The sequence below is a fragment of the Stenotrophomonas forensis genome (assembly GCF_028752115.1).
GTDB lineage: Bacteria > Pseudomonadota > Gammaproteobacteria > Xanthomonadales > Xanthomonadaceae > Stenotrophomonas > Stenotrophomonas forensis.
In genome coordinates, this window is record NZ_CP082270.1 from 447,568 (window position 1) to 469,893 (window position 22,326).

Consider the following 22,326-nt stretch of genomic DNA (forward strand, 5'->3'; position numbering starts at 1 on the left):
CCACGCCGGGCGCGGCCTGGCAACACCCTGTATCAATCAACGGAGCAATGCCATGAGACTGATTCCCTTCCTCGGCTTCAGCGGCCAGGCCCACGATGCGATGGCGTTCTATGCCAAGGCACTCGGTGGCCAGGTCACTTCGGAGATGAAGTACCGCGACATGCCGCCGTCCGATGGCTCGCCGGGTTGCAACGAGATGCCGCCGGAAACCCTGGATCACGTCGCGCACAGCCAGCTGGAGATCGGCAACGCGATCGTAATGGCCGCCGACGGCCCGGGCGGTGGCGAGGGCGGCTCGACCACCATCAACGTCGACGTCGACAGCATCGAAGAGGCCGAGCGCGTGTTCGCGGCGCTGGCCGAGGGGGGCCAGGTACAGATGCCGATTGCCGAAACGTTCTGGGCGCATCGCTGGGGCATGTTGATCGATCGCTACGGCAAGCCGTGGATGGTCAACTGCATGAAGCAGCCCTGATCCCGGCCTTTCTTCCCTCCACAAGGAGCTTCACCGATGAGTGCACCGCAACCGCAGATGATCTTCGTCAACCTGCCCGTGCAGGATCTGAATGCGTCCAAGGCCTTCTTCGCCGCGTTGGGCTACAGCTTCAACCCGACCTTCACCAACGACGATGCGGCCTGCATGGTGATCAGCGAGAGCATCTTCGTGATGCTGCTGACCCAGCCGTTCTTCAAGCAGTTCACCAACAAGGCGATTGCCGATGCGCACAGTCAGACCGAGGTGATCACCTGCCTGTCGGCCGACAGCCGCAAGGCGGTGGACGTGATGGTGGACAAGGCACTCGCCGCCGGCGCCAGCGAACCGCAGCCGGCGCGTGACTACGGTTTCATGTACCAGCGCGGCTTCCAGGACCTGGATGGCCATCTCTGGGAAATCGCACACATGGACGGCGAGCCGGGCTGACGGCCGCCGCAGGGAGAACCCTCATGGCTTACGTGGATGCCTACGTGCTGCCGTGCCCGCAGGACAAGGTGGCGGCCTACCGCCGCCTTGCCCGCAAGGCCGGTGCGGTGTGGAAGGAGCATGGCGCGCTGCAGTACATGGAATGCGTGGCCGACGATGTGGAACCGGGCAAGAGCACCTCGTTCCCGCGTGCGGTCAAGGCCAAACCCGGTGAAACGGTGATCGTGGCCTTCGTGGTGTTCCGCTCTCGGGCGGCGCGCGACCGCATCAACGCAAAGGTGATGGCCGACCCTAGGCTGGCGTCGCTGGGCCCGAAGGACATGCCGTTCGATACCCGGCGTATGTTCTGGGGCGGCTTCAAGCCCATCGTTGAAGCGTGAGCCACGGCGCTTGTGCGGGCCGGGCGTGCGTGCTGTGATCGCTGCATGCCTGATCCCGCACTGACGCAGCGCTTTGAAACCCTCTGGCGGATGGAGTCGCCGGTGTTGATCGCGCGCCTGGCGCGGTTGCTCGGGGGCGATGTGGGTCGCGCCGAGGAGCTGGCCCAGGACACCTGGCTGGCCGCGCTGGAGCGCTGGCCGGAGCAGGGCATCCCGGACAACCCCGGAGCCTGGCTGATGACCACTGCGCGCAACCGTGCCATCGATGTGCTGCGCCAGCACCAGCGGGTGGCGCAGCAGCATGCGCAGTGGGGCGAGGAACTGCATCCGGCGGCGCTTCCGGCACCGGATGACAGCCAGGCGCTGGAAGATGACCTGGGTGACGATCTACTGCGGCTGATGTTCGTGGCCTGCCATCCGGTGCTGCCCGCCGATGCGCGGGTCGCGCTGACCCTGCGCCTGCTCGGCGGCCTGACCACCACCGAGATCGCCCGCGGCTTCCTGCAGCCGGAACCGACCATCGCCCAGCGCATCGTGCGCGCCAAGCGCACCCTGGCGCAGAAGCAGGTGCCCTACGAGGTGCCGCGCGCGGAGGCGATGCCTGAGCGCTTGGCCTCGGTGCTGGAGGCGATCTATCTGGTGTTCAACGAAGGCTATGCGGCCAGTGCCGGTGATGACTGGATGCGCCCGGCACTGTGCGAGGAAGCGCTGCGGCTGGCGCGCATCCTGGCGCACCGGTTGCCGGTGCCGCCGGTGCTGGGCCTGCTGGCGTTGATGGAACTGCAGGCCTCGCGCGCGGCCGCGCGGACCGATGCGCAGGGTACGCCCGTGCTGCTGGACCAGCAGAACCGCGCACGCTGGGACTGGCTGCAGATCGAGCGCGGCCAGCAGGCACTGGCACGCGCACTGACGGCCGGTGGCGGCCAGGACCCGTACGTGCTGCAGGCGCGCATCGCGGCCTGTCATGCCGCCGCACGCCGCGCCGAAGATACCGACTGGGCGCGCATCGCTGCACTGTATGCGCAGTTGCTGCAGGTGATGCCGTCGCCGGTCGTGGCCCTCAACCGGGTGGTGGCGGTGTCGCGCAGCGACGGCGCGTTTGCGGCCTGGGCGCTGTTGCAACCTTTGCTGGCCGATGCGCGGTTGCAGGGCTATGCGCCCTTGCAGGTGGTGCGTGGTGACCTGCTGCAGCAGCTGGGCCGGGCCGATGACGCGCGCGCGGCCTTCGCCGCCGCCGCCGCGCTGACCGGCAACGCCCGCGAGCGCGAGCTGCTGCTGTTGCGCGCCCAGCGATCGGGGTCAGCGCTCTCTTCTGACAGGAACGGGATCTGACCCCATGCATGGCGTGGCGTGTCGACCAAGGTCGACACCTACCAAAGGCGGGGCGCAGCGCTGCCGAATCCCATTACACTCCAGAGAGATTTCCCTGCTGGAGAGAGCAATGAAACGAGTAGTACTGGGCGTGCTGGCCCTGTCGGTGTCGAGCGCACTGATGGCGGCCACGCCGAAATTCGATGGCGCGCGGATCTCCGCCGACGTCAAGGAACTGGCCTCCGACGCCTACGAGGGCCGCTCGCCGGCCACTGCCGGCGAAGAGAAGACCGTCGCCTACCTCAGCAAGCAGTTCGCCGATGCCGGCCTGCAGCCCGGCGGCGACCTCAAGGACGGCAAGCGCCTGTGGACCCAGGCCGTGCCGCTGCGCAAGGGCGACATCGTCGGCGCACCGCAGCTGGCCCTGCACCAGGGCAGCAAGACCCTGCCGCTGGAACAGGGCAAGCAGATCGCCGTGCGTGCCGCGATGAATGGCGCCAGCAACGTTGATATCAGCAAGGCGCCACTGGTGTTCCTCGGTTATGGCGTGAAGGCACCGGAGCGCAACTGGGACGACTTCAAGGGCGTCGACCTGAAGGGCAAGATCGCCGTGGTGCTGATCAACGACCCGGACTTCGAGACCGGGCAGGGCGACTTCGACGGCAAGGGCATGACCTATTACGGTCGTTGGACCTACAAGTACGAGGAGGGCGCCCGTCAGGGCGCGCTGGGAGTGCTGATCGTGCACGAGACCGCGCCGGCCTCGTACGGCTGGGCCACCGTGGCCGGCTCCAACACCAACACCATGTTCGACGTGGTGCGTGACAACCCGGCCGAGAGCCATCCGCTGCTGGAAGGCTGGATCCAGCGCGACCTGGCCGTGGAGCTGTTCCGCTCGGCCGGGCAGGACTTCGATGCGCTGAAGAAGAAGGCGCAGCAGCGCGACTTCACCCCGGTGCCGCTGACCGGCGCCAGCCTGGATGCGAAGTACGCGGTGAAGACCGAAGTGATCACCTCGCACAATGTGGCCGCGCGCCTGGAAGGCAGCCGCCATCCGGACGAGACGATCATCTACAGCGCGCACTGGGACCACATCGGTGTGGGCGAGCCGGATGCGCGCGGTGACCGCATCTTCAACGGTGCGCTGGACAATGCCAGCGGTACCGCCTCGCTGGTCGAGCTGGCGCGCGGTTTCGCCAAGGCCAAGCGCCCGCAGCGTTCGGTGCTGTTCCTGGCGGTCACCGCCGAGGAGAAGGGCCTGCTGGGTTCAGAGTACTACGCCACCCATCCGCTGTACCCGCTGGAAAAGACCGTGGCGGTGATCAACATGGACGGCATGGCGCCGTTCGGACCGTCGCGTGATTTCGGCATCTACGGTGCGGCGCGCTTCGAGCTGCTGGACCAGCTGAAGGACGTGGCCAAGGGCTGGGACATCCGCTACACCCCGGACCCGAAGCCGGAAGCAGGCCTGTTCTTCCGTTCCGATCACTTCCCGTTCGCCAAGCGCGGCGTGCCGGCACTGTCGTGGTCGGCCGGCCAGGACTGGGTGGACGGCGGCGTGGCCGCAGGCAAGAAGGCCTCGGAAGACTATACCGCCAAGCGCTACCACCAGCAGGGCGACGAATGGCAGCCGGACTGGGTGTTCGCCGGCGCGGCCCGCGACCTGGAAGTGCTGTATACCCTGGGCGACCAGCTGGCCAACTCGCGCAGTTGGCCGAACTGGAGCAAGGACGAGTCGTTCCGCGCCGTGCGTGACGCCAGCGCCGACCAGCGCAAGTAAGGGAGGGCGCCGGGTTCGCCCGGCGCCTCCCGGGTCGTGCCGGCCGCTGGCCGGCAACCTTGTGATGCTTGCGGAGGTCGTGGGGAGCCGGCCAGCGGCCGGCTCTACCAGAACGGCTTCCATCCCCGCTTTCAGGCCCTTCGTCGCAACCCGCTTGTTTGCCCAGCGGGCCGCCCTATGCTCGGCTCACCCCCTTCCTCCAAGGCGCCGCCGTGTTCGCCAGCCTCTCCCTCATCCTTCGTCACCTGCTCGCCTGGGCCGCGGCACTGTTCGTGGCCGGCATGGTCTGGAGCGGCATTTTCAGCGGCATGAACGATGGCCCCGGCTGGGTGTTCGGGCTGCTGGTGATGTTCCTGATGATCTCCGCGCTGGGCAGTGCGGTGACCCATGTGCGGCGGGTCTGGCTGGTGGCCGGTCGCCTCGATGGCGCCACCCTGTCGGGGCGCCAGCGCCGGCAGATCGAACTGCCGATGGATGCCGGCCATGCGTTCGCGGTGGTCGAGGCGGCCGTTGGCGAACTGCCGCGGGTGGAAGAGGTGGAAAGCTCGGCAGGCAGCCTGCAGGTGCGCGCCTATGTGCGCCGCGTCGATCTGTGGAACGGCCGCCAGCCGTCGCGCTGGAACCTGCCGGCGCGGCTGGCGATCAAGCGCAACAGCGTGCTGGCCACGGTCACCCCGGGCCAGGGCACCAGCACCGTCACCCTGCTGTTCGAGCCCGATGCCGGTTGGTGGGCCGACCTGCTGGCACTGGACGAGGGCAGCAACTACGAGAATGCTGAAGCGGTCACCCGCGCGATCAGCCGGCGGGTTGCCGACCAGCGCCGCGACGAGCAGGCGGCCGCCGAACAGACCCAGGTCGAGAAGGAACTGTCGGTGGCGCGCTTGAACCTGCTGCACGCGCAGGTCGAACCGCATTTCCTCTACAACTCGCTGGCCAATGCCCAGGTGCTGACCCGCACCGACCCGGCGCGTGCCGAGCAGATGCTCGGCCACCTGATCCAGTACCTGCGCAGTTCGCTGCCGCAGGTGGATGAATCGGTATCCACGCTGGGCGTGGAGCTGGAACGCACCCGCGCCTATCTGGAAATCCTGCGCATCCGCATGGGGGCACGCTTGTCGGTGGAGGTGCAGGTGCCCACTGAACTGCATGGCGTGCACCTGCCGGCGATGGCGCTGCAGACGCTGGTGGAGAACGCCATCAAGCACGGGCTGGAACCGAAGCCCGGCGGTGGCACGATCTGGATCCTGGCGCGCGGCTTCGACGACCATGTCACCGTGACCGTGGCCGACGATGGCCTTGGCTTCGGCCAGGGCACCAGCGGCACCGGCATCGGACTGAAGAACCTGCGCGAGCGCCTGCGCCTGACCTGCGGTGAGCAGGCCGGCGTGGCGATCGTCGCCAACTTCCCCAGCGGCGTCGCCGCGACCATGACCCTGCCGCAGTCGGGCAAGGAGCGCAGCCATGCCGCTTGAAGCACTGATCGCCGAAGACGAGGAACTGCTGCGGCAATCGCTGGTGGAGCAGCTGGGCCGCCTGTGGCCGGAGCTGAAGCTGGTGGCCGAGTGCGAGGACGGTGCCACGGCGCTGGAGCAGCTGGCCGAGAAGCAGCCGGACATCGCCTTCCTCGACATCCGCATGCCCGGCATCAGTGGCATCGAAGTGGCGCGCGCGTTGTCCGAGCTGAGCCCGCGTACCCAGGTGGTGTTCGTGACCGCCTACGATCAATACGCCATCGACGCCTTCGAGCAGGGCGCGATGGATTACCTGCTGAAGCCGGTCAGCGACGAGCGGTTGCTGGCGACCCGCGAGCGCATTCTGTCGCGGCTGCCATCGACGCGGCAGGACGATGCCGTGCTGGAGCGCCTGCTGCAGCGATTGGGCCCATCGCAGGCAGGCGCGGAGCGTCCGCCACTGGCCTGGATCACCGCCAGCAATGGCCGCGAGACGCAGCTGATCATGCTCGAGGACGTGGCCTACTTCCGCGCCGACAACAAGTACACCACCGTGGTCACCGCCGCTGGCGAAAGCCTGCTGCGCACGCCGTTGCGCGAGCTGCTGGATGTGCTCGATCCACAGCATTTCCGCCAGATCCACCGCTCCACCATCGTCAACATGAAAGCGGTGGCAGCGGTGAGCCGCGACGATACCGGGCGCGGCGTGCTGCGCTTGCGCCAGCGTGCGGAAACCCTGGTGGTCAGCCAACCGTTCATGAGCCTGTTCCGCGGCATGTAACCGCACCCTGGAGGCACCATGCGCCTGTTCCTGCTTGCCTGCGTCGCTGCGCTGTCACTGGGCGGCTGCGAGAAATCCAGCACCACCTCGATCACCCGTACCCAGGCCAACGGCGTGGACACGCTGTACAGCAAGGGCACCGTGGTCGAGGGTCAAGCGCGGTTCCAGTGCATCGCCAGCCGCAGCGGCCAGTGCCACTATGTGGTGCTGGACCCGGCCTGCAGCACCGATGCGGCCTGCGCCAGGCCGCCGCTGCGCCGGTTCGCGGTGGCGGTGGGCAAGACCGAAGCGATGCGCGACCTGCCCAAGGGCTTCCGCCAGTGCGTCAGCCAGGACCCGATAGAACAATGCCACCGTGAGTGATCACGGTGGCATTGTGGGTCCCCCCGCTTTCCAGAAGGGTCAGTAGGCTGGCTGCAGCGTCAGGTCGTGGTGATGCTCGTTCTCGCCGACATGGTTGAGGCGTCCGACCAGTTCGGAGTGCTGCTTCATACGCCCGATCTCGGTCATGATGCGGATGTCCTCATGGCGCAGCTCGCGCCGGGCGGTGACCGCCTGCTTGTAGTCCAGCACTTCCGGATAGTGTTCGGCCAGGTCCAGCGCCTCGGCCACGTGCTCGACGCTGTCGGCCTTGGAACTGATGCGGGCGCGGCTGTTGAAGGCCTTCATCCAGCGCTCGAAGCCGGCCGTGCGGTCGAACATGTTGGCCATGAACCAGATCACGAACAGGATCGAGATCCACGAGCCGAACACCACGACCACGCGGGTGAAGGTGATGTGGTAATCGTCGCGCCACAGGTAGTTGGTGATCAGGCCGAGGATCAGCAGCGAGGCCGCCTGCCAGCCGACGATCGAGGCGATCAGCCACTGGCACTTGGCCTGGGCCAGCACAGCCACTTCATCGCGGATCTGCTGCTCGCTGAGGCTGCGCCAGTGCGCAACCTGTTTTTCGAACGGGCTGCTGTAGAGCTCGTTGTCGCGAAGCAGTAGTCCCAAACCCTTGAACAAAGCAATCATGGCTGGCTCCTTGTGGAACGTGCGTCGATCAGCATTGGACGGTGTGGCGGGTTCAGTTCTAGCACTTCCAGCGAGCCGTGCAATGGGCGAAATGCCAAGCGCGGTAAGGGTTTTGTCTGAATGGGTGAATGTTGCTGCATTGCAGCATCGCAGTCACAGCCTGCGACAGGATGTCGCAGGGTGAAACGTGCTGCAGCCGCACATGAAACCGCGGCTGAGCACGCAGACCGGCCATCGGCGCGGTGATCGCCCGGAATCGGGCCCGACCGCGCAACCCGGCGGGTGGATGCCGACCCCGGCCAGCCTCCGGCAACGCGGGTATGCACCGTAGACCCACGCCCTGCGAGCAGGGGCGTTACCCGGCCGGCTTCAACCCACGCAACAGCATCTCCAGCGCGGCCGTCGCCTGCGCCAGGCGCGCATCGCCATCCTCGCCTTCGGCAATCCAGAACGCCGCCTCGGCCAGGCTGCCGTAGATCAACGACGCCAGCGCCTGCGCATCCACCGGCGTCACCACGCCCTGGGCGATCAACTGTTCGATCAGGCGCTGCATCGACTGCACGCAGTGCCGCTGCGATTCCGGCGAGGCGCCCCCCAGCACTGCACGCGCATCACGCAGCACCAGGCGCTGGATTTCCGGTTCCAGCGCCATCTGCAGGTAGGCGCGACAGCGCTGCACGAAGCCGTCCCAGGCGTCGTCGGCACGCTCGCTGATTGCCTGCAGGCGCAGGTCGGTCTCGGCGTCGAGCTGGGCGACCACCGCCGCCAGCAGGCCCTTCTTGTCGCCGAAGTGGTGATAGAGCGCACCCCGGGTGAGCCCGGCCTGGGCGGTCAGGTCATCCATCGAGGTGGCGGCATAGCCGTGCTCGCTGAACACTCGGCGGGCGGTGGCCAGCAGGCTGGCGCGGGTTTCTTCCATCTCGGCGCGGGTACGGCGGACCATCCAGAGCTCCTTACATACGCAGTGTATGATTATTTACATACGGATCGTATGAATGTAGCCTCTTATTCATACGCCCTGTATGTATTGTCGTGGCGCCCCGCGCGCCAGGCAAGCCGCCGCTCTGGAGATCCTGATGGCCACCCCTTATCGCGACCTGTTCGCTGCGCCCGGCACGGCCGGGCTTGCCCTGGCCGGGTTGCTGGCCCGCCTGCCGCTGCCGATGACCGGCATCGGCATCATCACCCTGCTGTCGCAGCTGCGCGGCAGCTATGCGCTGGCCGGTGCGGTGTCGGCCACCTTCGTGCTGACCTACGCGTTGCTGTCGCCGCAGGTGTCACGCTGGGTCGACCGGTACGGCCAGGCACGGGTGCTGCCGTGGGCCGCCGCGGCCAGCGCGACCGGCCTGCTGTTGCTGCTGGCCTGCACCGTGATGGCGGCGCCGGACGGGATGCTGTTCGGCGCGGCGATGCTGGCCGGCTGCATGCCCAGCGTGTCGGCGATGGTGCGCGCGCGCTGGACCGCGATCCATCGCGGGCGCCCGGCGTTGCAGACCGCGTACTCGCTGGAGACGGTATTCGACGAGGTCACTTTCATCGCCGGGCCACCGCTGTCGGTGGGGCTGGCGGTGGCGGTGTGGCCGCAGGCCGGCGTGCTGGTGGCGGCCCTGCTGCTGGTGGTGGGCGTGGCTGCGCTGGTGCTGCAACGGGGCACCGAGCCGCCGCTGCAATCGCGCGAAGAAGCCGGGCTGCCTTCGCGTTCTCTGCTGCGGCAGGCGGAGATCCGCCTGCTGGCGTTGCTGATGCTGGCGATGGGCGTGATTGTCGGCACCGTCGATATCACCAGCGTGGCGTTCGCCGAGCAGCGCGGGCAGCCGCTGGCAGCCAGTGCGGTGCTCTCGGCCTATGCGCTGGGCAGTTGCGCGGCCGGCCTGCTGTTCGGTGCGTTGAAGCTGCAGGTGCCGATGCCGCGGCTGTTGCTGCTGGGGGCAGCGGCGACCGCCCTGACCACGCTGCCACTGCCGTGGGCCGGCACGCTGCCCGCGTTGGCGGCGGCGGTGCTGCTGGCCGGGCTGTTCTTCGCGCCGACGATGATCGTGGCGATGTCGCTGGTCGAACAGCGCGTGCCCGCATCGCGGCTTACCGAAGGCATGACCTGGCTGCTGGCCGGATTGAACATCGGCGTTGCGCTGGGCGCGGCGCTGTCCGGGTACAGCGTCGATGCCGGTGGCGTGCGCAGCGGCTTCGTGATCGCGCTGGTGGCGGGCGCCGTGGTGCTGCTGGTCGCGCTGTCTGCCTGCCGTGCGCTGCGCAGGCCTGTTCCCTCTCTCTGCGCTGAAGGAGTCGTCCCGTGAGTGCTGCTTCGCCTGCGCATGCCGTGCCCCCTGTGCGCCATCCATGGTGGGCCGTCAGCGCGGTTGGCCTGGCCACGTTCTCGGTGGTCACCACCGAGATGCTGCCGGTCGGCCTGCTGACCCCGATTGCCGAAGCGCTCGGCGCGTCCACCGGTACCGCCGGCCTGATGATCTCGCTGCCGGCCCTGCTGGCGGCGCTGTTCGCACCGCTGGTGGTGATCGCTGCCGGTGGCATCGATCGCCGCCGCATCCTGTGTGCACTGCTCGGCCTGCTGACAGTGGCCAACATCGCCTCCGCGCTGGCGCCCAGCATCAGCTGGCTGCTGGCCGCGCGCGTACTGGTCGGGTTCTGCATGGGCGGCATCTGGGCCATCGCCGGTGGATTGGCCGCACGGCTGGTGCCCGCGCACCGCGTGGGCCTGGCCACCTCGATCATCTTCGGCGGCGTGGCCGCGGCGTCGGTGCTGGGCGTGCCGCTCGGTGCACTGATCGGCGACGCGCTGGGCTGGCGCTGTGCGTTTGCAGCGATGGCGCTGTTCAGTGCGGCGATACTGCTGCTGCAGCCTGCGGTGCTTCCCGCGTTGCCGGTGGCGAGGTCGGTTCGGCCGATGCAGTTCGTGCAGCAGCTCGGCCATCGTGGCCTGCGCCAGGGCTTGTGGCTGACCCTGCTGCTGGTGGCCGGGCACTTCATCGCGTTTACCTATGTGCGTCCGCTGTTGATGGACGTATCGGGGGTGCAGGCGTCGTGGATCGGCGGACTGCTGTTTGCCTATGGCCTGGCCGGCATCGTCGGCAACTTCGTTGCCGGGCCACTGGCCGCACGCCATCCGCGTGGCGTGCTGCTGGCCATCGCCTCGGGCCTGCTGCTGACGCCGCTGCTGTTGCTGTGGATGGGCGGCACGCCGGCCGGAGGCATCACGGTGCTGCTGCTGTGGGGGCTGGCCTACGGCGGTGTGTCGGTCGGCCTGATGAGCTGGATGATGAAAGCGGTGCCACATGGCGTGGAAATCGCCACCGCGTTGTATGTCGGTGTGTTCAACATCGGCATTGCAGCAGGGGCGTGGGTCGGAGGCAGGCTGCTGGACAGCACCGGGCTGCACGCCAATCTGTGGGCTGCGGCGGTGTTGGCTGCGAGCGCTCTGCTGATGGTTGCCACTACCCGCAGGTAGATTCACACCGTGGGTGGATTCCTGCCCCGTGCCGACCAAGGTCGGCACCCACCAGAGCGAGGCCGGAAAATGAAACGGGCGCCCTGCGGCGCCCGTTCCGGTTACATCACCACACCTTGACCCGCTTGTCCGGGGCCAGGTACAGCTTCTGGCCTTCCTTCACTTCGAACGCCGGGTACCAGGCGTCGATGTTGCGCACGGTCAGTGCGCGGAACTGGCCCGGTGCATGCACGTCGGTCAGCAGCGAATTGCGCAGCGCCTGCTCGCGGCTCTTGCTGCGCCACGCCTGGGCGAAACCGAGGAAGAAGCGCTGGTCCGGAGTGAAGCCCTCCAGGGTCTGGCCGGGCTTGCCCTGCAGTGACAGCTGGTAGGCGTCGTAGGCAGTGCCCAGGCCGGCCACGTCGGCGATGTTCTCGCCCAGGGTCAGCTTGCCGTTCACGTGCACGCCCGGGAACGGTTCGTAGCTGCTGAACTGCGCGGCCAGCGCGTCACCGGCGGCATTGAACTGCTTGAGGTCTTCGGCGGTCCACCAGTTGTGCAGCTTGCCGGTTTCATCGAACAGCGCGCCGGCGTTGTCGAAGCCATGGCTGATCTCGTGGCCGATCACCGCACCGATCGCGCCGTAGTTCACGGCGTCGTCGGCCGCACCGTCGAAGAACGGCGGCTGCAGGATGGCGGCCGGGAACACCAGGCGGTTTTCCAGCGGCACGTTCATCGCGTTGATGGTCTGCGGCAGCATCGCCCACTCGCTGTGGTCGACCGCCTTGCCCAGCTTGGCGATGTTGCGCTGGTACTCGAACAGCTCGGCGCGCTGTGCATTGCCCAGCGCGTCATCGCGGCGGATCTCCAGCCCGGTGTAGTCGCGCCACTTTTCCGGATAGCCCATGCCCACGGTGAGGCCGGCAACCTTGGCCTTGGCGTGTGCCTTGGTCTGCGGCGACATCCACGACAGCGCGTCGATGCGCTTGGCGAAGGCGGCGATGATGTTCTTCGCCATCTCGTCCGCACGTTCCTTGGTTTTGGCGTCGAAGTGCTTTTCGACGTAACGCTTGCCGATGGCTTCGCCGACCGCATGGTTGGCGTCATCCACGGCCCGCTTCCAGCGGTCGCTCTGCTGCGGCGTGCCGCTCAGCGCGGTGCCATGGAAAGCGAAACGGGCGTCGGCGAACTTCTTCGGCAGATAGGCGGCGGCGCGGTCAAGCGCGTGGAAGGCGAGGTAGTCCTTCCAGGCGTCCAGCGGTTCGGTGGCGACCAGCTTCGACAGGCCGGCGACGGCCTTGGGCTGCCACACGATGAAGTCCTGCTGGTTGCCGAGTGCAGCCGCATCGAGGAAGGCGTTCCAGTCCATGCCCGGGGCCTTGGCGTTGAAGTCAGCCTGGGTCCAGGGGTTGGCGCCCTTGGTCACGTCGTTGGTTTCTTCCTGGGTGGCATGCGCCTGCGCGATCCTGGTCTCCAGCGCGAGGATGCGCTGCGCCTTGCCGGCCGGGTCGGCGGCGCCGGCCAGCTGCAGCATCTGCGCGATGTAGGCCTGGTACTGCTTGCGCAGTTCGGCCATGCGGCCGCCGCCCAGGTAGAAGTCACGGTCGGGCATGCCCAGGCCGCCCTGCACCAGATAAGGGGCGGTGCGGTCCGGCTGCAGCATGTCCACCGACACCCACAGGCCGAACAGGCGATCGGTATAGAAGTTGGTGGCGTTGAGCAGGTCGACGTCGGCGCGCATGTCGCCGCCCAGGGCGCGGGCCAGCCCGGCCTTGTCGGCGATCGCATCGATGGCCTTCAGCTGCGGCTGCACCGGCGCGATGCCGTGCTGCTCGATGGCGGCTTCGTCCATGTAGGCGGCGTAGTAGTCGCCGATCAGCTTGTCGTCGCCGCTGGCCTGGGCGTTGCCGGCGGCGCCTTCGAGAATGGCGCGGGTGTCGGCCAGGGTCTTCTCGGCGATGACGTTGAAGCTGCCGAAGCGCGAACGGTCGGCCGGAATCTCGGTGTTCTTCACCCAGGTGCCGTTGGCGAAGCCGAAGAAGTCGTCGCCGGCGGCAATGCTGCGGTCCATGCCGCTGGCGTCGAAGCCGAAGCTGCCCAGCATCGGCTTGGCGGCAGCGGGCGCAGCATCGGCCGGCGCAGCGGTGCCGGCGGCCGGATCGGCCGGGCGGTCGCAGGCGGCCAGGGACAGGCTGGCGATGATGGCCAGTGCCAGGGTGGGACGGCGCAGCTTGGACATGGACTTCTCTTGCAGCGGAAAACCCCAAGTCTAATCCGCTCCGGCCCGCCTGGCCGTCCCGTTGTGCCGCCTGTCCTGTGCAGGATCTGGCTGAACGCGCCGATGCGATCTTCACGCCGTCATCGGGGTGGTGCATGCTGGTCCCGGGAGCCCTGCGTGGTCACGGGGAGGTGGCCATGCGGGGTTGGGTCAGGCGTCAAGAATGGCGTCCGCCGGCCGTTGAGGTCGGGGACGTGGAGGATTCGTTCGCGCATGAAGCCAGCCGACTGCACAAGGAAGATCGACCGATGCCCGCACTGAAGCGGGCGTTGGCCCGGCCACTGCGCGCCATTACCTGGGGCGGCGTGCTGCTGGGCGTGCTGCTGGTGGCGGGCCTGGCCACCATGCTGGTCAACGACCACCAGCGCCGGCTGGAGGCCGCGCAACGCCAGAGCCGCGCGTTGGCGGTGGGCAGTGAACGCCTGCTGGCGCTGGAGCTGCGCAACCTGGAGCGGGCGATGTCCGGCATCGCCGCCGATGCCGTGGAGCTGTTCCGCAGCGTGCCGGTGCAGGCACCGGCGTTGCTGGACGCTGCCATCGGTGGCGTGCTGCGGCGCCATGCCGAACTGCACAGCATCGTCGTGCTCGATAGCTACGGCCGAGCGCTGACCGCCGGCCAGGGCGACCTGCAGCTGCCGCTGTGGACCGACCCGCAGCGCCGTGGCCAGGGTAGCGCGCTGTACATCGGCCCGCCGCAGCGGGCCGGCGATGGCGGCTGGGTGGTACCGCTGGCGCTGCCGATGGCTGGCGACCGCTGGTTGCTGGCACGGCTGCGCTGTGGCGAACTGCAGCGCATCGTCGGTGGCCTCGATGTCGGCCCCAATGGACTGGTCTCGATCAGCGACGCCGATGGCTACATGCTGGCCCGCGTGCCGGACCCTCATGGCACGGTCGGCCGCCGCTACGACCTGCCGCGCCGCGACCTGCTCGGCAAGCAGGCGGTGGTCGAGCTGGGCAGCCTGCCGGGCGCGGTCGATGGCGTGCCGCGCATCATCACCATCAGTACGCTGGAACGCAGCCCGCTGGCGGTGCAGGTCGGGCTGGCCGACGAGGACGTGCTGGCGCCATGGTGGCCCTACCTGCAGGCCTCGGTGGCGATCGTGCTGGCCTACATCGCGGTATTGCTGGCGCTGCTGTATGCCGTGCGCCGCAGCACCCGCCGCCAGCAGTCGATGGCCGAGGAACTGAAAGCCGGCCATGCCGAACTGCGCCTGGCGCACCAGGTCGGCCGTGTCTGCACCTGGTACGTGGACGAGGATGCCGCACTGCTGCGCTGGTCGCCGCTGGCGCGCGAGATCTTCGGCGTGCAGACCGATGCCTTGCCGGTCGCCGATTTCTTTGCGCGCGTGCACCGCGACGATGCCGCGCGCCTGCAGCAGGCCTTCGACCAGGCCTTCGCCGGTGGCGCGGTGCTCGACCAGGTGTTCCGCCTGGTGCTGCCCGGTGGCGAGGTGCGCTGGGTGGGCGCGCGCGGGCAGCGGGTGGAGGTGGACGACAGCGAGCGGCGCATGATCGGTGCGCTGACCGACCTGAGCGAACGCTACCAGGCACGCGAGCAGATGAGCGAGGTGGAACGCCGCTTCCGCCTGCTGTTCGATCGCAACCCGGCACCGTTCTGGGTGTTCGACCCGGACACGCTGCGCTTCATCGAGGTCAACGATGCCGCGGTGCGCCAGTACGGCTACAGCCGCGATGAATTCCTGGCGATGAGCATTCTCGACATCCGCCCGCGCGAAGGTTGGGACGAGGTGAAAGGGGCCATCGCCAAGGCCCGTGTCGGCGAACTGCAGGACGCTACCGTGCGCCTGCACCGGCGCAAGGACGGCAGCGTGTTCGAAGTCCGCACGCACCTGTCCAAGCTGGACTTCGATGGCCAGCCCGCGTGCCTGGTGCTGGCCGAGGATGTCAGCGAACGGCTGGCCTACGAGCGCGACCTGGCCTACCAGGCGCGGCACAACCCGGCTACCGGCCTGCTCAACGTACGCGCGCTGACCGGACAGCTGGACGAGCAGGACGCGGGCTACACCATCGCCTTCGTGCAGTTGCGTGGCCTGCAGCTGGTGGCCGATACGCTGGGCCGCGAGATCGGCGATGCGGTGCTGCAGTCGATGGCGACGCGGCTGGGCGGGCTGGGCGCGCGCTGCGGCACGCTGGCGTTCCAGCCAGCGGAGGACTTCGTGTTCGCCATCGGTACCGGCCACGATACCCAGCGCGTGCTGGATGATCTGCTGCAGATCGTGTCGGCGCCGATGCGGGGCAAGGATTCGCTGCACCAGTTCGAGCCACGCATCGGCGTGGCCGTGCATGTGCCCGGTGACGGCTACTCCGCCGAGCAGGTGATCGGCATGGCCGCGCAGGCGGCCCATGCAGCGCGTGCGGAAGGCAACGTGGTGGTGTGGTTCGATGCGGCGGTGACCACGCGGCTGGCCGACCGCCTGCGCCTGGCCGGGCGCATCCATGCCGCCATCGACAACGAATTCCAGCTGTACTTCCAGCCGATCCGGCATGCCGGCGATGGCAGCCCGGCCGCGCTGGAGGCCCTGCTGCGCTGGCCGCAGGCCGATGGCAGCTTCATCCCGCCCAACGAGTTCATCCAGCTGTGCGAGGAGACCGGGCTGATCCTGGCGCTGGGCCGCTGGGTGATCCGCGCGGCGGCGAAGGCGCAGCGCCGGCTGGTCGAGGCCGGCTGGGGCGAGTTGCCGATCGCGGTGAATGTCTCGGCCGTGCAGTTCTTCAACAGTGACCTGGTGGCCGAGTTCACCCGCGCCCAGCAGGAGTTCGGGCTGGCCCGCGGCGCGCTGCACGTGGAGCTGACCGAGAGCAGCCTGATGCGCAAGCCGGCGCAGGCGATGCAGACCATGCAGCGCCTGCACGAGCAGGGCATCAGCGTGTCGCTGGATGACTTCGGCACCGGTTACTCCAGCATGTCCTACCTGCAGCACCTGCCGCTGGACATCCTGAAGATCGACCGCAGCTTCGTGGCGGACGTGGAAACCAACCCGCGCAATGCGTCGATCTGCCGCGCGCTGCTGTCGCTGGGCCACAGCATGGGGCTGACCATCATCGCCGAAGGCGTGGAGACGCCGGGGCAGCTGGACTGGCTGGCCGCACACGGCTGCGACCAGGTGCAGGGCTACCTGCTGGGTCGGCCGGCGCCGCTGGAGCAGATCATCGACGCGCTGGATGAAGTCCCCGCCTGAGCGGCTTTCGCATCTGCCGGCCAGCGGCCGGCACGACCCGACCGGTAGTGCCGGCCGCTGGCCGGCAAACGCAAGACCGAACCATGATGGTAGTGCCGGCCGCTGGCCGGCAAACGCCAGGCCGAACCATGACGGTAGTGCCGGCCGCTGGCCGGCAAACGCCAGACTCGGCTACACCCCGGCCTCCACCAGGTGGTCGATGAAGCTGCGTACCTTCGGTGCCAGGTGGCTGCGGCTGGTGTAGACCGCGAAAATACCGATCGGCGAGGCCTCCCACTCCGGCAGCACGCGCACCAGGCGGCCATCGGCCAGCGCGTCTTCCAGCAGGAAGTCCGGCTGCAGGATCACGCCCATGCCGGCAATCGCCGCTTCGCGCAGCACATCGCCGTTGTTGGCGTGCAGCAGGCTGCTCACCGCTACCTTCGCTTCGCCGCCGGGCCCCTGCAGCGGCCAGTGATCGCCAGCGGCCCAGTAGCTGTAGCTCAGGCACGCGTGTGCCGCCAGATCCTGCGGGGTCTGCGGCGTGCCACGCGCGGCCAGGTAGGACGGTGCGGCACACAGGCTCACCCGCGATTGGCCCAGGCGACGCGCGATCAGCGTCGGGCCAGGCTCGCGGGTGATGCGGATGGCCACGTCGTAGCCTTCCTCGACCATGTCCACCAGCCGGTCGGACAGGGCCAGGTCCAGCTCCACCTGCGGGAAGCGTTCGCGGTAGCTGGCCAGCAAGGGCCCGAGGCGGGCGATGCCCCAGCTGACCGGTGCGTTGATGCGCAGCGTGCCCGACGGCTCCAGCGCCTGCGCGCCGATGCTGGCTTCCAGCGCATCGAATTCGGCCAGCAGGCGCACGCACTGGGCGTAATAGGCCGCGCCGGCGCTGGTCGGGCTGACCCGGCGCGTGGTGCGGTGGAGCAGGCGGGTGGACAGGCGCTTCTCCAGCGCGGCGACCTGGCGGGTGACCCCGGCCGTGGACAGGCCCAGCGCCTGGGCGGCGGCACTGAAGCCATTGCGCTCGACCACGGCCACGAACACGCGCATCGCCTCAAGGGTGTCCATTGTTGCGCCTTTTGAAATAAATACGGTCAAACGATCGTATTTATCAGTCCGTGAAGGCGCAATAACCTGTGCCTACTCCCTTCAAGGTGCTTTCCGATGCACACCACGACCGCTCCTGTTTCGCCGCTGGCCCCGTACGGCGCCACCCTGCTGCGCCTGGCCCTGGGCGTGCTGTTCCTGGTCCATGCGCTGACCAAGCTGCTGGTGTTCACCCCGGCCGGTACGGCGGCGTTCTTCGAGTCGCTGGGCCTGCCCGGCGTGCTCGGTTACCTCACCATCGGCGTCGAACTGGTGATCACTGCCGCGCTGCTGCTGGGCATCTACGCGCGCTGGGTCGGCCTGGTCGGCGTGCCGCTGCTGCTGGGCACCATCGTCACCGTGCACGGCGCCAATGGCTTCGGTTTCGCCAATGCCGGCGGCGGCTGGGAATACCCGGCGTTCTGGGCGCTGGCGCTGGTGGTGCTGTTCCTGGTCGGCGATGGCAAGTGGACCCTGCGTTCGCGCTGATCGCCGCCTGACCCTGCAACTGGAGAATTCCATGTCCCGCCTGCCTTCGTTGTACATCTCGCATGGTTCGCCGATGACTGCCCTGCATCCGGGCCAGGTCGGCGTGCGCCTGGCCGAGCTGGCGCAGGACCTGCCGACGCCGCGCGCCATCGTGATGGCCTCGGCGCACTGGCTGGGCCGGCAGCCGCTGGTCGGTGCGCATCCGCAGCCGCCTACGATCCACGACTTCGGTGGCTTCCCGCGCGCGTTGTTTGAACTGCAGTACCCGGCGCCGGGTGATCCGGCGCTGGCCGAAGAGGTGGCCGACCGCATCGCCGCCGCCGGCCTGCCGGTGGCCCTCGACCCGCAGCGCGGCCTCGATCACGGCGCGTGGGTGCCGCTGCGCTTGCTGCGCCCGCAGGCCGACATCCCGGTGGTGCCGGTGTCGATCCAGCCGCTGCTCGGCCCCGAGCACCAGTTCGCGCTGGGCCGCGCGCTGGTGCCGCTGCGCGAGCAGGGCGTGCTGCTGGTCGGCTCGGGCAGCATTACCCACAACCTGCACGACTGGGGCGACTACCAGGACGGCAAGGAAGCGCCGTACGTGCGGCCCTTCATCGAGTGGGTGGAACAGCGCCTGGCCGCCGATGATCGCCAGGCCCTGTTCGACTACCGCAGGCAGGCGCCGTTCGCCGAACGCGCGCACCCGACCGACGAGCACCTGTTGCCGCTGTTCTTCGCGATGGGCGCGGCGGGCGAGGGCGGCTTCGGTGCCCAGCGCATCGATGCTGGTATCGATGCCGGATTCCTGGCCATGGACCTGTATCGCTTCGACGGGGCATGAGCCGGGGCTGACGCGCGACGGCCGCGTTGGTCGCGGCCGCGGCGGCGTGTGGTAGTTTTTCCCGGGTTTCCGGCGCTGGCTCCCGAGCCTCCCCGCGCGCCGCTTCCTGGAAGAAGCATGCATACCATCGAAGTCGTCCTGGCGATGCTGGTGGCCGTTGTTGCCAGCGGCTACCTGGTTCGTGTCCTGCCGTTCTCGTTGCCGCTGCCACTGGTGCAGATCGGCCTGGGCGCGGTGATCGCCGGGGTGTTCAACCGCGGCCACGCGCTGGAGCCGGAAGTGTTCTTCCTGCTGTTCCTGCCGCCGCTGCTGTTCCTCGATGGCTGGCGCATTCCCAAGCAGGGCCTGTTCCGCGACAAGGGCGCGATCCTCGAACTGGCGTTCGGCCTGGTGGTGTTCACCGTCATCGGCGCCGGGTTCCTGATCCACTGGCTGATCCCGGTGATGCCGCTGGCGGTGTGCTTCGCGCTGGCGGCGATCGTGTCGCCCACCGATCCGGTGGCGGTCGGTGCGATCGCCTCCAAGGCGCCGATTCCCAAGCGCCTGATGCACATCCTGGAAGGCGAGTCGCTGCTCAACGATGCGTCCGGCCTGGTCTGCTTCCGCTTCGCGGTGGCGGCGGTGATGACCGGCACGTTCTCGCTGGCCACCGCCTCGCTGACCTTCGTGTGGGTGGCGGTGGCCGGCCTGGCAGTGGGCGTGGCGGTCACCCTGGGCGTATCGACCTTCCAGCGCTGGCTGTGGCGCCGCTTCGGCGAAGAGCCGGGCGCGGCGATGCTGGTCAACCTGCTGATCCCCTTCGCCGCCTACCTGCTGGCCGAAGAGATCCATGCGTCGGGCATCCTCGCCGCGGTTGCCGCCGGTATCGCGATGAGTTACGTGGAGCTGACCGGCCGCGTCTCCGGCAGCATGCGCGTGCAGCGTGCCGGGGTCTGGAACATGCTGCAGTTCAGCTTCAACGGCATCATGTTCGTGCTGCTGGGCGAGCAGCTGCCGGGCATCGTCGAGCGCGCCACCACCACCATGAACGAGAGCGGCCACCAGAGTGCATGGTGGCTGCTGGTGTACGTGGTGGTGATCAACCTGGCCCTGGTCGTGCTGCGCCTGCTGTGGGTGTGGCTGTCGCTGCGCTGGAACCTGCTGCGCGCACGGCGCCGCGGCCTGGAGCGGGGCGAGGCGCCGAACTGGCGCATCGTGGTCGCGACCTCGGTGGCCGGCGTGCGCGGTGCGATCACCCTGGCCGGTGTGCTGACCCTGCCGCTGTTCCTGCCCGATGGCAGCGCGTTCCCGGCCCGCGACCTGGTGATCTTCCTGGCCGCGTCGGTGATCCTGTTCTCGCTGCTGGGCGCCAGCATCGCGCTGCCGCAGCTGTTGAAGGGCCTGCAGCTGCCGGCCGATTCGGGCGAGCGCAAGGAAGAGGATCTGGCACGCCGGCTGTCGTCGAAAGCGGCGCTGGCCGGGGTCGAACGCATGCGCCAGCAGATGGTGATGAACCAGAACACCGAGAACGTGCAGCTGTACAACGATGCCGCTTCACGGGTGAGCCTGCTGTACCAGCGGCACCTGGAAAAGGACAGTGACGGCCCCGACGTGGACCCGGACAAGGTGCGCCGCATGGAACAGGGCTATCGCCAGCTGCGCAGCGCCGGCCTCAATGCCGAGCGCGAGGAACTGTTCCGGCTGACCCGGCGCGGGGTGATCTCCGACGAGATCTCGCGGCGCCTGATCCGCAACCTGGACCTGCTGGAATCGCGCAAGCGTGAATGACCCTGAAATGTAGAGTCGAGCCATGCTCGACTGCTCTTCTGGTGCAAAGAGCAGTCGAGCATGGCTCGACTCTACAAGATCCGGTTACTCCGGCTTCGTTTCCAGGAAATACGCCTCGACCTTGCCCTTGACCTTGATGGTCATCGGGTTGCCGCGGCGGTCGCGGGCCTTGCCGGCCTGCACGCGGATCCAGCCTTCGCTGACCGAGTATTCCTCGACGTTGTCGCGCTCGACGTCGTTGAAACGCACGCCCACGCCGCGCTCCAGCGCCTGCGCATCATGGAAGGGGCTGGCCGGATTGATCGCCAGGTGGTCGGGAGGGGTATCGCTCATCGCTTCATTCACAATGACGGCCACCACGGCCGGCTTCAGCGGCACAGGATAAACCGTAGAATGCCGGCCTGCCCCAGAGGAAGTTCCGCCATGCCCGACAACAGCGACTATTTCGACTTCGAGGAAGACATCCACGACTTCGACGAGGAGGGCTTCGAGGCGCGGGTCTGGAACCTGCTGGTGCTGATCAACCCGGGCGATGAGGAGCTGGCGCTGCAGCAGTTCAACCGCTGGCGCGAGCACCTGGCCGAGGACGGCCAGCCGCTGGAAGCAGACAGCGACTGGCTGCCGGCGCTGTTCAGCGCCATCGCCTGGCAGTCCGGCTTCGAGGTCGAGCGGGACGATCTGGAATCGTTGCAGTCGGCAGTGAACGAGCTGTCGGCGCGCTTCAACCTGCAGCTGGACTGGGGTGGCGATCTGGACGACGAGGACTTCGCCGAAGGCCTGGACGGCGTGCAGCTGATGTCCACCGCCTTCGACCGCCTGCGCGAGCACAACTACACCCTGTGGAGCGTGGATGCCGGCAGCGACGGCTTCAGCGGCGTGATGGCGCTGACCCGTGACGATGACGCGATGCTGGCGCTGTGCTCACTGCTGAACGTAGAAATCCGGCTGGGCAGCGACCCGTTCTGAGCGGGGGAGGTGGGTGCGGAGCCCGCCTATGGGTGGATGCCAACCTTGGTCGGCATGCCCTGTGCCTGAATGTGCGGACCAAGGTCCGCACCCACCACAGGAAGTGGTCACCCCACCCAGCACAGCAATCGGTACCCTCCGCTACCGCAGCGTTCGTGGTTGGCAAGTCTTGCCTGGCCGTCGAGGTTGTATATCCCGGCACTCTGTCGCGATCAGCGTGCTTGGCGGCTGTTGATTAATGTTCTGTGATGCGATCCGACCCCCGAATCCGCGATGAAATGTCGCTATCTAGCCGTTCTTGTGCGCATTCGTAACATTCTGATTTTCTCTCATTCAACCCATTGCTAGGGTCCTGTGCAAAGAAGTGCGCCAAGTCGGTGCACGGGTCGCCACAGATATGCATTCGCTGCACACGCTGGGCGCCGCACCCTGCCGTGCCCGCTTCCTTGTGCGCGATCACGCCGGTGCACCGCTGGTGGGGGCGGCCTACTCGATGCGATTGCCGGATGGCCGCTGGCTGAGTGGAAACACCGACGGCGACGGACTCACCGAGGAGGTCGTCACCGATGGCCCGGAGAAGGTGGGCCTGTTCGTGGATGACGAACGGCACGAAGGCTACCTGCGCGACGCAGGCAACAGCTGAGCGGGTCA

21 protein-coding genes are annotated in these 22,326 nt (G+C 68.0%); 16 read left to right on the forward strand and 5 right to left on the reverse strand.

Features of this window, described 5'->3' with window-relative positions:
• Nucleotides 1-52: 52 nt before the first annotated feature.
• The 8 genes from K5L94_RS02075 (at nt 53) to K5L94_RS02110 (ending at nt 6,988) form a co-directional block, all read left to right on the forward strand.
• Nucleotides 53-475 (forward strand): VOC family protein, encoded by a 423-nt coding sequence (locus K5L94_RS02075; protein ID WP_008266068.1) that lies wholly within the window; start codon nt 53-55, stop codon nt 473-475.
• A gap of 36 nt (nt 476-511) precedes the next feature.
• Nucleotides 512-922 (forward strand): VOC family protein, encoded by a 411-nt coding sequence (locus K5L94_RS02080; protein WP_274511918.1) that lies wholly within the window; start codon nt 512-514, stop codon nt 920-922.
• A 23-nt stretch (nt 923-945) separates the two neighbouring features.
• On the forward strand, nt 946-1,302 hold the full coding sequence (locus K5L94_RS02085; protein WP_274511919.1) for a DUF1428 domain-containing protein: 357 nt from the start codon (nt 946-948) through the stop codon (nt 1,300-1,302).
• 45 nt (nt 1,303-1,347) lie between these two features.
• Nucleotides 1,348-2,634, forward strand: coding sequence for an RNA polymerase sigma factor (locus tag K5L94_RS02090; RefSeq protein WP_274511920.1), 1,287 nt, complete (start codon nt 1,348-1,350; stop codon nt 2,632-2,634).
• Nucleotides 2,635-2,743: 109 nt separating this feature from the next.
• Nucleotides 2,744-4,393 carry a M28 family metallopeptidase gene (locus K5L94_RS02095; RefSeq protein ID WP_164086205.1) on the forward strand — a complete coding sequence of 550 codons (1,650 nt, stop codon included), beginning with the start codon at nt 2,744-2,746 and terminating at the stop codon, nt 4,391-4,393.
• Nucleotides 4,394-4,605: 212 nt separating this feature from the next.
• Nucleotides 4,606-5,865 (forward strand): sensor histidine kinase, encoded by a 1,260-nt coding sequence (locus K5L94_RS02100; protein ID WP_053448654.1) that lies wholly within the window; start codon nt 4,606-4,608, stop codon nt 5,863-5,865.
• The gene (locus K5L94_RS02105; protein WP_274511921.1) at nt 5,855-6,625 is read left to right on the forward strand and encodes a LytR/AlgR family response regulator transcription factor; all 771 of its coding nucleotides are present in this window, start codon (nt 5,855-5,857) and stop codon (nt 6,623-6,625) included. Before K5L94_RS02100 ends, K5L94_RS02105 begins: the two co-directional genes overlap by 11 nt.
• An 18-nt stretch (nt 6,626-6,643) precedes the next feature.
• Complete coding sequence (locus tag K5L94_RS02110; RefSeq protein ID WP_164242055.1) at nt 6,644-6,988, forward strand: hypothetical protein; 345 nt, start codon at nt 6,644-6,646, stop codon at nt 6,986-6,988.
• A 39-nt stretch (nt 6,989-7,027) separates the two neighbouring features.
• Here K5L94_RS02110 and K5L94_RS02115 read toward each other — a convergent pair whose 3' ends face one another.
• Together K5L94_RS02115 and K5L94_RS02120 are read right to left on the reverse strand one after the other, a co-directional pair.
• On the reverse strand, nt 7,028-7,642 hold the full coding sequence (locus K5L94_RS02115) for a hypothetical protein (protein WP_004153965.1): 615 nt from the start codon (nt 7,640-7,642) through the stop codon (nt 7,028-7,030).
• Between the two features lie 355 nt (nt 7,643-7,997).
• A complete protein-coding gene (locus K5L94_RS02120; protein ID WP_053448655.1) occupies nt 7,998-8,585 on the reverse strand; it encodes a TetR/AcrR family transcriptional regulator in 588 nt (195 codons plus the stop codon).
• 133 nt (nt 8,586-8,718) lie between these two features.
• Between K5L94_RS02120 and K5L94_RS02125 the strand changes: the two genes are divergently transcribed.
• A complete protein-coding gene (locus K5L94_RS02125; protein WP_274511922.1) occupies nt 8,719-9,936 on the forward strand; it encodes an MFS transporter in 1,218 nt (405 codons plus the stop codon).
• The gene (locus K5L94_RS02130; protein ID WP_053448657.1) at nt 9,933-11,105 is read left to right on the forward strand and encodes an MFS transporter; all 1,173 of its coding nucleotides are present in this window, start codon (nt 9,933-9,935) and stop codon (nt 11,103-11,105) included. Before K5L94_RS02125 ends, K5L94_RS02130 begins: the two co-directional genes overlap by 4 nt.
• A 106-nt stretch (nt 11,106-11,211) precedes the next feature.
• Here the strand turns inward: K5L94_RS02130 and K5L94_RS02135 are convergent, their stop codons facing one another.
• Complete coding sequence (locus tag K5L94_RS02135) at nt 11,212-13,323, reverse strand: M13 family metallopeptidase (RefSeq protein ID WP_053448658.1); 2,112 nt, start codon at nt 13,321-13,323, stop codon at nt 11,212-11,214.
• A gap of 176 nt (nt 13,324-13,499) precedes the next feature.
• On the opposite strand from K5L94_RS02135, the gene K5L94_RS02140 reads away from it, so the two are divergent.
• Nucleotides 13,500-16,562 (forward strand): bifunctional diguanylate cyclase/phosphodiesterase, encoded by a 3,063-nt coding sequence (locus K5L94_RS02140; RefSeq protein WP_164086210.1) that lies wholly within the window; start codon nt 13,500-13,502, stop codon nt 16,560-16,562.
• Between the two features lie 171 nt (nt 16,563-16,733).
• On the opposite strand, the gene K5L94_RS02145 is transcribed toward K5L94_RS02140, so the two are convergent.
• Nucleotides 16,734-17,615 (reverse strand): LysR family transcriptional regulator, encoded by an 882-nt coding sequence (locus tag K5L94_RS02145; protein ID WP_274511923.1) that lies wholly within the window; start codon nt 17,613-17,615, stop codon nt 16,734-16,736.
• 96 nt (nt 17,616-17,711) lie between these two features.
• On the opposite strand from K5L94_RS02145, the gene K5L94_RS02150 reads away from it, so the two are divergent.
• The 3 genes from K5L94_RS02150 (at nt 17,712) to K5L94_RS02160 (ending at nt 20,709) form a co-directional block, all read left to right on the forward strand.
• Nucleotides 17,712-18,122, forward strand: coding sequence for a DoxX family protein (locus K5L94_RS02150; RefSeq protein WP_032128753.1), 411 nt, complete (start codon nt 17,712-17,714; stop codon nt 18,120-18,122).
• A 31-nt stretch (nt 18,123-18,153) separates the two neighbouring features.
• On the forward strand, nt 18,154-18,942 hold the full coding sequence (locus tag K5L94_RS02155; protein ID WP_053448661.1) for a dioxygenase family protein: 789 nt from the start codon (nt 18,154-18,156) through the stop codon (nt 18,940-18,942).
• Between the two features lie 117 nt (nt 18,943-19,059).
• On the forward strand, nt 19,060-20,709 hold the full coding sequence (locus tag K5L94_RS02160; RefSeq protein ID WP_008267158.1) for a Na+/H+ antiporter: 1,650 nt from the start codon (nt 19,060-19,062) through the stop codon (nt 20,707-20,709).
• Between the two features lie 84 nt (nt 20,710-20,793).
• Here K5L94_RS02160 and K5L94_RS02165 read toward each other — a convergent pair whose 3' ends face one another.
• Nucleotides 20,794-21,042 carry a DUF3297 family protein gene (locus K5L94_RS02165; protein WP_012509930.1) on the reverse strand — a complete coding sequence of 83 codons (249 nt, stop codon included), beginning with the start codon at nt 21,040-21,042 and terminating at the stop codon, nt 20,794-20,796.
• Between the two features lie 90 nt (nt 21,043-21,132).
• Between K5L94_RS02165 and K5L94_RS02170 the strand changes: the two genes are divergently transcribed.
• Both K5L94_RS02170 and K5L94_RS02175 read left to right on the forward strand, forming a co-directional pair.
• Nucleotides 21,133-21,675 (forward strand): DUF6630 family protein, encoded by a 543-nt coding sequence (locus tag K5L94_RS02170; protein WP_164086213.1) that lies wholly within the window; start codon nt 21,133-21,135, stop codon nt 21,673-21,675.
• A 397-nt stretch (nt 21,676-22,072) separates the two neighbouring features.
• The gene (locus tag K5L94_RS02175) at nt 22,073-22,318 is read left to right on the forward strand and encodes a hypothetical protein (RefSeq protein ID WP_164086214.1); all 246 of its coding nucleotides are present in this window, start codon (nt 22,073-22,075) and stop codon (nt 22,316-22,318) included.
• The last annotated feature ends 8 nt before the right edge of the window (nt 22,319-22,326 follow it).